General features: G+C 48.4%; 15 protein-coding genes. 12 read left to right on the top strand and 3 right to left on the bottom strand.

The genetic code is table 11. The features are described from left to right. The first annotated feature begins 11 nt into the window (after positions 1-11). The 10 genes from LHUE1_RS00150 to citG all read left to right on the top strand — a co-directional run bounded on the left by LHUE1_RS00150 (position 12) and on the right by citG (position 8,637). On the top strand, positions 12-1,136 hold the full coding sequence (locus LHUE1_RS00150) for a sodium ion-translocating decarboxylase subunit beta (protein WP_039639198.1): 1,125 nt from the start codon (positions 12-14) through the stop codon (positions 1,134-1,136). Between the two features lie 54 nt (positions 1,137-1,190). Continuing rightward, positions 1,191-1,334, top strand: a complete 144-nt coding sequence (locus LHUE1_RS00145) for an OadG family protein (protein ID WP_049172589.1) — start codon at positions 1,191-1,193, stop codon at positions 1,332-1,334. Between the two features lies 1 nt (position 1,335). Beyond that, positions 1,336-2,340, top strand: coding sequence for a [citrate (pro-3S)-lyase] ligase (citC, locus tag LHUE1_RS00140; RefSeq protein ID WP_049172591.1), 1,005 nt, complete (start codon positions 1,336-1,338; stop codon positions 2,338-2,340). Further along, the gene (citD, locus tag LHUE1_RS00135; protein WP_032958725.1) at positions 2,330-2,635 is read left to right on the top strand and encodes a citrate lyase acyl carrier protein; all 306 of its coding nucleotides are present in this window, start codon (positions 2,330-2,332) and stop codon (positions 2,633-2,635) included. Before citC ends, citD begins: the two co-directional genes overlap by 11 nt. After that, positions 2,623-3,501 carry an aldolase/citrate lyase family protein gene (locus tag LHUE1_RS00130; RefSeq protein WP_010491347.1) on the top strand — a complete coding sequence of 293 codons (879 nt, stop codon included), beginning with the start codon at positions 2,623-2,625 and terminating at the stop codon, positions 3,499-3,501. The genes citD and LHUE1_RS00130 overlap by 13 nt, the downstream gene beginning before the upstream one ends. Further along, complete coding sequence (gene citF, locus LHUE1_RS00125) at positions 3,501-5,033, top strand: citrate lyase subunit alpha (protein ID WP_049172593.1); 1,533 nt, start codon at positions 3,501-3,503, stop codon at positions 5,031-5,033. Before LHUE1_RS00130 ends, citF begins: the two co-directional genes overlap by 1 nt. Then, positions 5,026-5,574, top strand: coding sequence for a citrate lyase holo-[acyl-carrier protein] synthase (citX, locus tag LHUE1_RS00120; RefSeq protein ID WP_049172596.1), 549 nt, complete (start codon positions 5,026-5,028; stop codon positions 5,572-5,574). The genes citF and citX overlap by 8 nt, the downstream gene beginning before the upstream one ends. Continuing rightward, positions 5,567-6,970 carry an oxaloacetate decarboxylase subunit alpha gene (locus tag LHUE1_RS00115; RefSeq protein ID WP_277848357.1) on the top strand — a complete coding sequence of 468 codons (1,404 nt, stop codon included), beginning with the start codon at positions 5,567-5,569 and terminating at the stop codon, positions 6,968-6,970. The genes citX and LHUE1_RS00115 overlap by 8 nt, the downstream gene beginning before the upstream one ends. A gap of 127 nt (positions 6,971-7,097) precedes the next feature. Then, positions 7,098-7,793 carry a GntR family transcriptional regulator gene (locus LHUE1_RS00110; protein WP_010491343.1) on the top strand — a complete coding sequence of 232 codons (696 nt, stop codon included), beginning with the start codon at positions 7,098-7,100 and terminating at the stop codon, positions 7,791-7,793. After that, positions 7,786-8,637: a triphosphoribosyl-dephospho-CoA synthase CitG gene (gene citG / locus LHUE1_RS00105; protein WP_049172599.1), complete on the top strand. Its 852-nt coding sequence runs from the start codon at positions 7,786-7,788 to the stop codon at positions 8,635-8,637. Before LHUE1_RS00110 ends, citG begins: the two co-directional genes overlap by 8 nt. Positions 8,638-8,709: 72 nt before the next feature. Here citG and LHUE1_RS00100 read toward each other — a convergent pair whose 3' ends face one another. Further along, the gene (locus LHUE1_RS00100; protein ID WP_049172601.1) at positions 8,710-9,108 is read right to left on the bottom strand and encodes a hypothetical protein; all 399 of its coding nucleotides are present in this window, start codon (positions 9,106-9,108) and stop codon (positions 8,710-8,712) included. Between the two features lie 219 nt (positions 9,109-9,327). Between LHUE1_RS00100 and LHUE1_RS00095 the strand changes: the two genes are divergently transcribed. Beyond that, positions 9,328-9,891 carry a hypothetical protein gene (locus LHUE1_RS00095; protein ID WP_049172603.1) on the top strand — a complete coding sequence of 188 codons (564 nt, stop codon included), beginning with the start codon at positions 9,328-9,330 and terminating at the stop codon, positions 9,889-9,891. A 99-nt stretch (positions 9,892-9,990) separates the two neighbouring features. Here LHUE1_RS00095 and LHUE1_RS00090 read toward each other — a convergent pair whose 3' ends face one another. Continuing rightward, complete coding sequence (locus tag LHUE1_RS00090) at positions 9,991-10,800, bottom strand: alpha/beta hydrolase (protein WP_277848358.1); 810 nt, start codon at positions 10,798-10,800, stop codon at positions 9,991-9,993. Positions 10,801-10,935: 135 nt separating this feature from the next. On the opposite strand from LHUE1_RS00090, the gene LHUE1_RS00085 reads away from it, so the two are divergent. Continuing rightward, complete coding sequence (locus LHUE1_RS00085) at positions 10,936-11,796, top strand: RluA family pseudouridine synthase (RefSeq protein WP_049172625.1); 861 nt, start codon at positions 10,936-10,938, stop codon at positions 11,794-11,796. A gap of 111 nt (positions 11,797-11,907) precedes the next feature. On the opposite strand, the gene rpmG is transcribed toward LHUE1_RS00085, so the two are convergent. Continuing rightward, positions 11,908-12,057, bottom strand: a complete 150-nt coding sequence (gene rpmG / locus LHUE1_RS00080) for a 50S ribosomal protein L33 (protein WP_003566154.1) — start codon at positions 12,055-12,057, stop codon at positions 11,908-11,910. Positions 12,058-12,080: the final 23 nt, after the last annotated feature.

Below are 12,080 nucleotides of genomic sequence, written 5' to 3'. Positions count from 1 at the left end.
GAAGTGAAGGTATGGAAGCGCTCATTCACGGAATCACAACCATTACGCTAGGCCAAATTGCAATGATGCTGATCGGTGCGCTCTTGATGTATCTGGGTATTAAGAAAGAATACGAACCAACATTATTGGTTCCGATGGGATTGGGCGCCATTTTGGTGAACTTCCCCGGAACCGGGGTTTTAACCCAGGTTGTTGGCGGCACTAAGACGGAAGGGGTGTTGGATGTCCTGTTCAAAGCCGGCATCAACACCGAACTTTTCCCATTACTGATTTTCATTGGGATCGGCGCCATGATTGACTTTGGCCCGTTGTTACAAAATCCATTTATGTTACTTTTCGGCGCAGCCGCTCAGTTCGGTATTTTCGCCACCGTCTTCGTTGCCGTTTTCTTCGGCTTCAACATTAAAGAGGCGGCGTCAATCGGGATCATTGGTGCAGCAGACGGCCCAACATCCATTTTCGTCTCTAACCAGCTGGCACCGAATTTACTGGGGGCCATTACGGTCGCGGCGTATTCGTACATGGCGTTGGTGCCAATCATTCAACCGATGGCAATCAAAGCAGTCACGACGAAGCATGAACGGCGCATCCGGATGACCTATCGCGCAGAAGGGGTTTCCAAGACAACCAAAATTCTGTTCCCGATTATCATCACCATCATCGCTGGATTTATTGCTCCGATTTCCCTGCCATTAGTAGGTTTCCTGATGTTCGGCAACCTGCTCAGGGAATGTGGCGTGTTGGATCGATTGTCCAACACCGCACAAAACGAGCTGGTCAACATTGTCTCGATCCTGTTAGGGTTGACGATTTCGGTTAAATTACAAGCAGATCAGTTCCTGAATATTCAAACATTGATGATCATTGCGTTTGGGCTTTTCGCCTTCATCATGGATTCTGTCGGCGGTGTTCTTTTCGCTAAGCTATTGAATCTGTTCCGCAAAGAAAAGATTAACCCGATGATCGGTGCGGCAGGCATCTCGGCCTTTCCGATGTCAAGCCGGGTCATTCAGAAGATGGCGACGGATGAAGATCCGCAGAACTTTGTATTGATGTATGCCGTTGGGGCCAATGTTTCCGGTCAAATCGGTTCGGTTATTGCTGGCGGTCTCTTGCTGTCATTCTTTGGTGCTTAACATCAATGCACCTGTCAGTTGAGAAGTCTGAACACCCTTGGGAGGTTTTGCGTTATGAAATTTGATCCGACTGCTGTTGAACAGGCTGGTGAATTGATGCTGGTAGGTATGGGCGGCGTGTTTATTGTTTTATTCATCATCTACATTGTCGCCAAACTATTGCTTAAATTTGCACCAGCCAAAAAAGCGGCAAAATAAAATGGCGAGGTTAAAGCGCATTTGGTTCGATTTGAACCCGCAGGCCGCTGAAGCCTGGCAGACGTTGCTGGTTGATGCTGGCTTGACTCCGGATCGCCAAGTCGATTATACAGTTGGCATTTTTGAAGGAGACGACTTGCTGGCGACGGGGTCATTGTCGGGCAATATTATCAAAGAAGTGGCAATTTCACCGACAGCTCAACATGAGAATCTGTTGGCGCAAATTATTCAGGCCTTGCTCGATCGGCTGGATGATGAAGCCATCACGCATAGCTTTGTTTATACCAAACCGAGCACGCTGAAGTTTTTCCAGTCACTGGGATTTAAACAGCTGGCGGCCACCGATTCAGTGGTTTTATTGGAACGGGGCTATCCTAACTTTGCCGACTATACCAAGCTGCTGGAAGAATCTCGCCAATCGGGAAAGCCTGTTGCAGCCATTGTGATGAATGCGAATCCGGTCACCCGCGGCCACGCCTATTTAATCGAACAAGCAGCAAAGAATAATGCAGTTGTTTACGTTTTTGTCTTATCAGCCGAACGATCGATGTTCACGGCAACAGAGCGTCTGGCCTTAGTCAAAAAGGTGGCGGCACGCTGGTCCAACGTGGTGGTTTTGCCGACACAGGACTACATGGTCTCCAGTACCACGTTTCCAAGTTATTTTCTCAAGGATCGGGCAGATGCGGCGATTGCGACCGCGCAAGCCGGACTAGACGCGGCACTTTTTAAACAACGCATTGCCCCGATTCTTGGCATCACCCGGCGATATGTTGGCGAAGAACCGCTTTCGCCGGTCACGGCGATTTACAATCAGCAATTGGCAGCGACTTTTGCTGATGACATTGAATTAATTGTGGTGCCGCGTTTGACGATTGGCGGTTCGGTGGTCAGCGCCACCCGTGTTCGTGCCGCGATCAAGCACCATGACTGGGCCACGGTCGAACAACTGGTTTATCCGGAGGTTTATACAGAAATAAAGGAGCGATCAACTCATGAAAATTAATCATCCCGCAACGGCTGGGACATTAGAGTCAAGTGATATCCAAATCACGTTGGCCCCTGCCGATAGCGGCACCACGATCCAACTGCAAAGCAGTGTTGAAAAGCAGTTTGGCGAGCAGATCCGTGCCGTGATCGCAGCAACTTTGACAAAATTGGGTATCGAAGGGGTTGCGGTAGAAGCAAACGACAAAGGTGCTTTGGATTGTACCATCAAAGCACGGACCATTGCGGCAGCCTACCGTGCAGCGGATAACAAGACATTTGACTGGGAGGAGATCAACGCATGGATAAATTAAGAAGAACCATGATGTTTGTCCCAGGGGCTAACCCGGGAATGTTACGCGATGCCCCCATTTACGGTGCGGATGCCATCATGTTTGATCTTGAAGATGCCGTTTCATTAAAAGAAAAAGATACGGCCCGGATGTTGGTGTACTCAGCTTTGAAAACTTTTGACTATAGCAGTGTTGAAACAGTTGTCCGGGTCAATGCACTCGATGCTGGTGGCGATCAGGATATCGAAGCGATGGTACTTGGCGGCATTAATGTGATCCGGTTACCAAAGACGGAAACCGCGCAAGATATTCGCGATGTCGATGCCGTGATCACGGCAGTTGAAGAAAAATACGGCATTGAAGTCGGCACCACGCATATGATGGCTGCGATTGAATCCGCAGAAGGCGTTTTGAATGCCCGTGAAATTGCGCAGGCTTCTTCGCGAATGATTGGTATTGCGCTTGGCGCTGAGGACTATCTAACCAGCCAGCACACGCACCGTTCTGCTGATGGGGCAGAATTGTCTTTTGCCCGTAACTATATTCTGCATGCAGCTAGAGAAGCCGGCATTTCTGCTATTGATACGGTTTACACGCAAGTCGATAACGAAGAGGGTTTGCGCCATGAAACCGAGTTAATCAAACAACTTGGATTTGACGGTAAATCAGTCATCAATCCGCGGCAAATTCCAGTGATCAACAGTGTCTTTGCTCCGGCGTTGGCTGAAGTACAAAAAGCCCGCGAAATTGTTGCCGGCTTGAAAGAAGCCGAAGCTAAAGGGGCCGGCGTTGTCTCTGTCAATGGTCAAATGGTTGATAAGCCAGTGGTCGAACGGGCTCAATATACGATTGCGCTCGCTAAGGCATCAGGAATGGAGGTAGACTGATGGTCAAGAATAAGCTTAATCGTGAGATCCCGGCGCCATACGCCGATCAGTATGGGGTTTATGGTGGCGAGTTTGCCAATATTCAGCCTTACGATGAACACGCGCGCCACATCAAGCCGGTGAAGCCCGATCATAGTAAATTGGTTGCTTCGATTCACGATGCCATTGTGGCCACTGGCTTAAAAGACGGCATGACTATTTCATTTCATCACCATTTTCGCGAAGGCGATTATGTGATGAACATGGTCATGGCAGAAATTGCCAAAATGGGAATTAAGAATCTCTCGATTGCCCCAAGTTCAATTGCCAACGTGCACGAACCGCTTATCGAACACATTAAGAATGGCGTGGTCACCAACATCACCAGTTCTGGCTTGCGTGACAAAGTCGGTGCCGCGATTTCCAGCGGTATCATGGAAAATCCGGTTGTGATCCGGTCCCATGGTGGTCGGGCGCGGGCAATTGCACGCGGTGATATTCACATTGACGTGGCTTTCCTCGGTGCACCAAGCAGTGATGAATACGGTAACATCAATGGCACTAAAGGAAAAGCAACTTGTGGTTCCTTAGGTTATGCCATGATTGATGCCAAGTATGCCGATCAAGTCGTTGCCATTACCGATAGTCTGGTTCCTTACCCGAATACACCGATCAGCATTCCACAAACCGACGTTGACTATGTGGTTCAGGTTGATTCTATTGGTGACCCAACCGGCATTGCCAAAGGGGCGACCCGCTTCACTAAGAATCCTAAAGAATTAAAAATTGCGGAATATGCCGCAGAAGTAATTACCAAGTCGGCTTACTTTAAAAATGGTTTCTCCTTCCAAACCGGCACAGGCGGCTCATCACTTGCCGTTGCCCGTTTCTTGCGGGAAGCGATGCTGAAGCAAGACATTAAAGCAAGCTTTGCACTAGGTGGGATTACCAATTCCATGGTTGAACTCCTGAAAGAAGGACTCGTTGAAAAGATCATCGATGTCCAAGACTTTGACCATCCTTCAGCGGTTTCGCTTGGAGAAAACGCCGATCATTACGAAATCGATGCCAATATGTATGCATCGCCACTGAGCAAAGGCGCGGTGATTAACCAGCTTGATATTGCGATCTTATCAGCATTGGAAATCGATACCGACTTTAATGTCAATGTCATTACCGGTTCTGACGGCATTATTCGCGGAGCATCAGGCGGTCATAGTGATACAAGTGCTGCCTGCAAAATGAGTATGGTCATTGCGCCATTGGTTCGGGGCCGGATTCCAACGATCGTCGAAAGTGTCAATACGGTGGTGACGCCAGGCGCCAGCGTTGATGTCGTGGTTACCGAAGTCGGTGTGGCGATTAACCCGGCGCGGACGGACTTGATCGAGATGTTCAAACACTTGAAAGTGCCACAATTTTCGATTGAAGCGCTTAAAGAAATGGCATACAAGATTACCGGAACGCCTGAACCGATTAAGTATGGTGACAAGGTCGTTGCGTTGATCGAATATCGGGATGGTACCTTGATCGATGTGGTCCACAATGTTTAAGTTGTCAGTTTTAGACGGTCCACAAGTTGATCTCGGACAAATGCTCGCAGCTAAAGATGCCAGGATCGTCAAGGAACGTGAATGGTTGACCGCTCATCCCGAAACCGTTTTGTTGCATGTGACTTTGCGAATTCCAGGTCCGGTTAAGACTGGCCAGCGAGTGGTCGCAGTCTTTTCGGCAGCGATGCAAGCGCTAGAGGATCAACTGGGTGAAGCAGTGCAGGAAAGCCAAATCGAAACCTTGGCAACTGGCCCCGAAGCTTATTTAGCAGTTCAGCTGTCACCGATTACCTTGAAGCGACTGATGGTCGGTTTTGAGCAGCAACAGCGTTTTTGCGACTTACTGGATCTGGACGTGGTGACGTTAAAAAACGGGCAGCTCCACCAGATTTCGCGCGCTGATCTTGACTTGCCGCCGCGCGCCTGCCTGGTTTGCGGCGGGGATGCCAAGGCCTGTGCTCGATCACGTCGTCACGGGCTGCCTGAAGTTCAGCAAGTGGTTGAAGCAATCATAAAGGAGGGTTGGACCACACATGGCTAAACAAAAAGTCCAATTTATGGAAACCGTCTTGCGTGACGGTCAGCAGAGTCTGATTGCCACGCGGATGCCGTTAAGCGACATTCTGCCAATTTTAGGCAAAATGGATGCTGCCGGCTATCATTCGTTAGAAATGTGGGGTGGGGCCACCTTTGATGCCTGCCTCCGTTACTTAAACGAAGATCCGTGGGAACGTCTGCGCAAGATTCGTCAAGTTGTGAAGCATACCAAGCTCCAGATGCTGCTGCGCGGCCAAAATTTACTTGGCTATAAAAATTACGCCGATGATGTTGTCACCGACTTTGTCACAAAGTCGGTCGAAAACGGCATTGATATTATTCGGATCTTTGATGCCTTAAATGACACACGTAACTTAAAGACTGCACTTGAAGCCACCAAAAATGCTGGCGGTCACGCACAACTGGCGATTAGTTATACAACCAGTGAGTTTCACACGGTTGATTACTTCATCAAGTTAGCCAAGAAAATGGCAGACATGGGTGCCGATTCGATTGCGATCAAAGATATGGCAGGCATTTTGACGCCACAGAAAGCTTTTGATCTCGTGACCGGCATTAAGCAGGAGATTACCGTGCCGCTTGAAGTGCATACGCATGCAACCGCGGGAATGGCCGAAATGACGTATCTCGAATCCGTGCGCGCAGGAGCTGACATCATTGATACCGCCGTTTCCCCATTTGCCGGCGGTACCAGTCAGCCAGCGACTGAATCAATGTTGGTTGCCTTGCAGGATCTCGGTTATCCGACCGACGTCAAGCTGGATACAGTGAGTGATATCGCCAGTTATTTTGCCCCGATTCGTGATCGATTCCGCGATGCCGGACAACTAAACCCGCGGGTCAAGGATGTTGAACCGAAGTCATTGATTTATCAAGTGCCAGGCGGGATGTTGTCTAACTTGCTGGCTCAACTCAAGGATCAAGGGCAGGAATCCTTATACGGGGATGTTTTAAAAGAAGTGCCTCGCGTCCGCGCCGACTTAGGGTACCCACCGCTGGTAACGCCATTATCACAAATGGTCGGCACCCAGAGCTTGATGAATGTCATGAGCGGTGAGCGTTATAAGTTGATTCCAAAAGAAATCAAAGATTATGTTCGCGGTCTCTATGGTCGCCCGCCTGTACCGATTTCTCCGGAAATAACCAAGAAAATCATCGGTGATGCATCGATCGTGACGACGCGTCCGGCTGATTTAATCGAGCCGCAGATGCCGGGATTCCGTAAAGCAATTGCCCAATACGCTCATTCAGAAGAAGACGTTTTGAGCTATGCTTTATTCCCTGATCAAGCCAAGGACTTCTTAGGTCGGCGTGAAGATCCATTCTACGATGTTCCGGTTCAAACAGTTGATTTGACGTTTGATCCTACCCATAACTGAGTTTCATGACCTGTGCCATTTTGCGGATAAATCGATTTTCGCTGGAAGAAACATGGGTCAAGCCGTTAACCGACTAGTTAATGGCTTTTTTTGGTATAATGGCCCTCAGGACGAGGGGGAACGAACGATGAATGAAGTGGTGCCAGCCGTTAAGAAAAATTTGGATCTTTCACAGAACCGGCCGATTAAAGAAGCGGTTTACGAAGCGTTGCGCAAAACCATCTTGCTGGGTGAAATACCCAGCGGTGAACGGATTAACGAGAAGAATCTATCCGAAAATCTCAACATTAGTCGCACACCTATTCGTTATGCGCTTGAACGTCTGGATGAAGAGGACCTGGTCGAACGCAAGACCGGTATTGGGGTTGTTGTGAAGGGTATTTCGATTAATGATGCTTACGAGATTTTTGATATTCGCAAGGAATTGGATGTTCTGGCGATACGTAAGGCGATGCGCCTGATGACGCCTGATCAATTTAAGCAGATGCGGGCGCTTTTGGAGGAGACGGATCGCTTAAACGATGCTGGACGGGTTTCGGAAGTTATGGCTAAGTTTACCGAATTTAACAACTTTATTTATGATGCGAGTCATATGCTGCGGTTGAAAATGATTGTCAATCAGCTGCAAAATTATTTGATTTATTTTCGTGATATCAGTATTAATGGTGATGATCGGCGGAATTTAGCGATTCAGGAACATTGGCTGCTTTATCGCGGCATGTTAAATCGGGATGATGATCAGATCAAGCTCATCACTCGGGAACATCTCGAACATTCATTGCAATATATTCTAAAAGTCATGAAGGCCAAACACATTGAATGAACAACGTATCGCTCAAGCAGCGGTGAACAGTTTACATGCGGAAGTGCTGCTTGCACCCAAGCCAGGCTTAGTCGATCCCGAGTCTAACGGGGCCCACCGGGATATGGATGTCACCACATTTGAGGCCAGCATTGACGCGTTGGCACCTTATTTCACGCAATACTTGCATGCTGGTCTGGCAGCTAAAACAGTGCCGCAACTTTATCAGGAGTTACGTACGATTGGCATGGACGCAGAAAGTGCCATGCTGACGGCAACGCACGGCGTCAATACGCATCGTGGTGCCAACTTTTCTTTTGGCTTTTTACTAGGGGCACTTGGTTGGTTGTTGCAGCAGAATTCCTTGCATGATTTGGCGGCGGCGGAATTTGCGCCGCTTTTTCCGGCAGTTGCGCAAGTTGCACAAGGTGTCGCCGGCGATTTTCGCCATTTAGGTGACAAAGCGCAGCTAAGCCACGGCGAAGCTTTATATGTGAAACACGGCGTCACAGGAGTCCGTGGTGAGGCTTTGGCCGGTTATCCAACCATTCGTGAGCACATGTTGCCATATCTGCGACAGACGACGACACAGGGCGATTTGCGTTATCTGCGCTTAATGGTGCATTTGATGGCGCAAGTTGAAGATGCCAATCTTTTGCATCGCGGCGGTCCGGCCGGTTTGCGATTTGTTCAGGATGCGGCGAAGACGTTGCTGCATGTTTCCGATACGCAGTTACCCAATGCCTTGCGCACCTTGAACGCCGAAATGATCACCCTGAATCTGAGTCCGGGTGGTACGGCCGATTATCTGAGTCTGGCATACTTTTTTGACGCATTGACGCTCCTGGGAACCAAGCCAGCTTGACCAGATCATTCAGTTTCCAAAATAAGAAGCTAAAGCATGGCACTCGTGGTAATAGCGGGTGCCGTTTTTGATTCAAACCGGAAAAGGAATCAAATCGATATGCCGAATCATGTCGATACTGATGTTTTGACCGTCAACATTGACCACATCGCTATCGCTTAATCCGGCCACTTTGCCGGTGATTGGCGGCAACATCTGGCCATTTGGTGTTTGCAAATCAAGCTGAAGGGTGACGGATTGGCCTTCAGCATAAGCGCGCAACAAAATCATGCGAATATAAGGCTGCTCTTGTAAAGAAAGCGGCGGATAGGTGATGCTTTCGGCTTTTGCCTGCTTTTTTAACGCTGCGGTATGGTCAGAGAGGTAATAGCCTTGCCACTTGCGCATGCCACGGTCGATATATCGATTGGCAAAAAAATCGTCGACCAACGCCGCAAACTTTTGCTCGCCGATTTTATCTTCATACGTCATTCAAATCACCTCAGAACAATCTTACGAACATATGTTTGCTTTTGCAAGCTATTCGTACTATTTTTACTAAGTTACAAAAAGATGACATGCCAAAGCCTTGTAAATATTAAGATTTGTTTGCTTTGACATCTTTTTGTAACATTAAGAATGATCTGCATGCTAGACTAAAAATGTTGAAAGAAACAAAATGCTGATCAGGTTTGAGTGGGAGTGGTTGACATGAAGAAATGGATGATGATAGCAGCAGCCTTGGTAACACTTGGCGGACTTTCCGGCGCCGCGTTTTATCAGCATCAAGTCAGTGCTAAAAGTGAGGTAAGAACGGCAGATGCCGGAACTGCGTCAACAAAAACAGCGACGCATCAATCACTGACCAGTCAGACTAGCGCGCAAGCCAGTACATCAGAAAGTAAAAGTGAGACGAGTGTGACGACTTCAGTTAAAACGGATGTGGCCACTACGACTGCCAGCACTTCAACTGATGCTGTCAATTCATCTAGTGCAATAGCGTTTTCAGCAACCAGTCAGCCCACGGTTAAAGCGCCGTTTTATATTGGCACATGGCACAATGAGCACGTGACACTGACGATTACCGGCGACCAGATGACCATTACCCAAGCAGGGGTAAACACGACTTCTGGTTACACGGCAGCACAACAGGGAAACGGCGTGATTTTAACGCCGACCGATGTTGCCGCAGATCCCATTTATTTAGTGCCAGTAAACGGTGGACTCCAGTGGGTTGCACCGGGAGCGACCACCCCACTGATACTTCGGCCATAACGCTTAAACATAAAGACATAAAAAAATCGGCTCTAGCGTCTGTGTGACGTCGGAGACGATTTTTTAATTTGGCAACTCGCCGATTTTACAAATAAAAACTTAATCTGTCGCCTTGTTGAGCGTTTTATCTTCAACGCTGGTAAAGAGATGATCATCAAGGAAGCCCTTGGTTTCAGGTAATGCGAAACTGGTGTAGTCGCGTGCATGACCGGTACCTGGCACCACATGCAATGAAATGTCGCGGCCAAACATAGCTGCCTGTTGCACGAAATGTAAGGCACTTGGCAGAGGCATTAGCTCATCTGCGGAGTTAAAGAGCAACGTTGGCCCGAGTTGGTCGGTCAAATGATTCGTTGGATTGACCGCTGTTAACAGCCGCGGATCCAGGCCGCCTAAATATGTTTGAATAAAGTACTTATAAAAAGCATCGTGGATTTCATGAATCTCAGTGAGACCAAATTCACTTTTGGCATCAACCGATGCTTTCACCATTTGATTTTTCTGAACCCAATTGGCAAAGTCGACAACCGGTGACCACGCAACCACGGGATAGCCGGAAGATAGGCTGTTTTGCAAAACCATGGTACCGCCTGAACTGGCACCTAACAGGCCCAGACGTTTGCGATCGAAGTCATAAGGGGAAGCAAGCAGCCAGTCGACAAAATGATCGAAATCGTTTTGCGCTGTCGGATACAAAAACTTCGGTGCTAGGCGAAAATTGGGAATCGCCACGAGATAACCGGCATTGGCAAAATATTCACCTAAATCATCTTCATTTTTCTTATCTCCACGGAACCAGCCGCCGCCCTGGGCATACACGATGGCCGCACCATTGGCATCCTCTGGCACATAAATATCAGCGGGTAAATTATGGGCCTCATCGTAAATCACATCTTTTTCTACTTGCATATTTGCCTGTTCCTCCTTATTCTTGTACATTAGTTATACTCTAACCATAGTCCCAAAAGCCGTTTGAATGCAAACTTTCCAAAAAATTCGTTCGGCTTTAAGGCGCAGAATGCTGATTATGACGAAGGGAAAACCATGCGATATACATTTGATTCAAAAGCGACAGCCACCACCACGGTTAAACGTCTGTTGGCCAAGCAAGGCGTCAGCCATCGCTTATTCAAAAAGATGCTGAGTGATCGGCTTCTGTGGGTGGATGGTCAGGCGGTCGGCAATATTGCGATTAACGCTGGGCAGGTCGTGCGCTTTGCGATTCCAACCACCAAAACGGTCACGCCGGAAAAGGTGCCGCTTCATGTGCTATACGAAGACGACAACTGGCTAATCGTAGCCAAGCCAGCCAACGTGACCAGTGTTCCCGGCCCGCATGCACCTAATCATAGCTTGTTAAATCGGATCGTGTGGTATTTGCAGCAACAGGGCATCACTGAACCGCAGCCAGCTATCATCACTCGGCTGGATCGCGATACTGTTGGACTTGTCCTGGCAGCCAAGCACCCTTACGCGCAAGGCCGTTTTGATCAGGCGCAACACGCAACGTTGGAAAAACAGTATGTCGCCGTTGTTAGTGGTCAGCTCACGAAATCAGAAGGCGAGATTGATGCTCCTATCGGCTTGGGGGCGGATGGGATTCACCGAATCATTGCCGATGCTGGTCAACCGGCTCAAACCAGGTATAAAGTCCTGAAAATGGCAACCAACACCCTTGTTGATGTGCAATTGTTAACCGGCCGCACTCATCAAATACGCGTCCATTTTGCCAGTCTCGGTCACCCGCTCATTGGCGATCGGCTTTATGGTCAACCAAGCACTTTGATTGACCATCAGGCGTTACAGGCCACGCGTTTAAGCTTTGTCGATCCATTTTCAAAAAAGCAAATTCACGCAGCGCTGCCCATTCCGTCTTTGTTTGAGACACTATTGAACGAAAAATGATGCTAAACAAATTGCCAAATGCTAGCCATACCATTTGGGGTTCAAAAAAAGTACCTCCTTGCCGACAATCTCGGTAAGAAGGTACTTTTTTGACATTTGACGGCTTATAGCCTACTTAACTTCGGTAAAGACCACACGTTTGCGCAGCTTTGGTGAATACTTCTTGAGTTGCAGACGATCAGGCGTGTTCCGCTTGTTCTTAGAAGTTAAATAGATACGTTCGCCGGTTTCATTGTTACCTAAGATGATGTTGTTCCGCATCTTTCAGCACCTCGCTTTTTCAT

The organism is Lacticaseibacillus huelsenbergensis (assembly GCF_029726355.1).
In the GTDB taxonomy this organism is placed as follows: Bacteria; Bacillota; Bacilli; order Lactobacillales; family Lactobacillaceae; genus Lacticaseibacillus; species Lacticaseibacillus casei.
This window is presented reverse-complemented; position numbering and strand designations above follow the sequence as displayed.

Excerpts from the sequence above, each read along its gene's own strand:
- citF (WP_049172593.1), top strand. The coding sequence starts at position 3,501 with ATGGTCAAGAATAAGCTTAATCGTGAGATCCCGGCGCCATACGCCGAT.
- LHUE1_RS00145 (WP_049172589.1), top strand. The coding sequence starts at position 1,191 with ATGAAATTTGATCCGACTGCTGTTGAACAGGCTGGTGAATTGATGCTG.
- citD (WP_032958725.1), top strand. The coding sequence starts at position 2,330 with ATGAAAATTAATCATCCCGCAACGGCTGGGACATTAGAGTCAAGTGAT.
- LHUE1_RS00130 (WP_010491347.1), top strand. The coding sequence starts at position 2,623 with ATGGATAAATTAAGAAGAACCATGATGTTTGTCCCAGGGGCTAACCCG.
- LHUE1_RS00100 (WP_049172601.1), bottom strand. The coding sequence starts at position 9,108 with ATGACGTATGAAGATAAAATCGGCGAGCAAAAGTTTGCGGCGTTGGTC.
- rpmG (WP_003566154.1), bottom strand. The coding sequence starts at position 12,057 with ATGCGGAACAACATCATCTTAGGTAACAATGAAACCGGCGAACGTATC.
- citX (WP_049172596.1), top strand. The coding sequence starts at position 5,026 with ATGTTTAAGTTGTCAGTTTTAGACGGTCCACAAGTTGATCTCGGACAA.
- LHUE1_RS00150 (WP_039639198.1), top strand. The coding sequence starts at position 12 with ATGGAAGCGCTCATTCACGGAATCACAACCATTACGCTAGGCCAAATT.
- LHUE1_RS00095 (WP_049172603.1), top strand. The coding sequence starts at position 9,328 with ATGAAGAAATGGATGATGATAGCAGCAGCCTTGGTAACACTTGGCGGA.
- LHUE1_RS00085 (WP_049172625.1), top strand. The coding sequence starts at position 10,936 with ATGCGATATACATTTGATTCAAAAGCGACAGCCACCACCACGGTTAAA.
- citC (WP_049172591.1), top strand. The coding sequence starts at position 1,336 with ATGGCGAGGTTAAAGCGCATTTGGTTCGATTTGAACCCGCAGGCCGCT.
- LHUE1_RS00115 (WP_277848357.1), top strand. The coding sequence starts at position 5,567 with ATGGCTAAACAAAAAGTCCAATTTATGGAAACCGTCTTGCGTGACGGT.
- LHUE1_RS00090 (WP_277848358.1), bottom strand. The coding sequence starts at position 10,800 with ATGCAAGTAGAAAAAGATGTGATTTACGATGAGGCCCATAATTTACCC.
- LHUE1_RS00110 (WP_010491343.1), top strand. The coding sequence starts at position 7,098 with ATGAATGAAGTGGTGCCAGCCGTTAAGAAAAATTTGGATCTTTCACAG.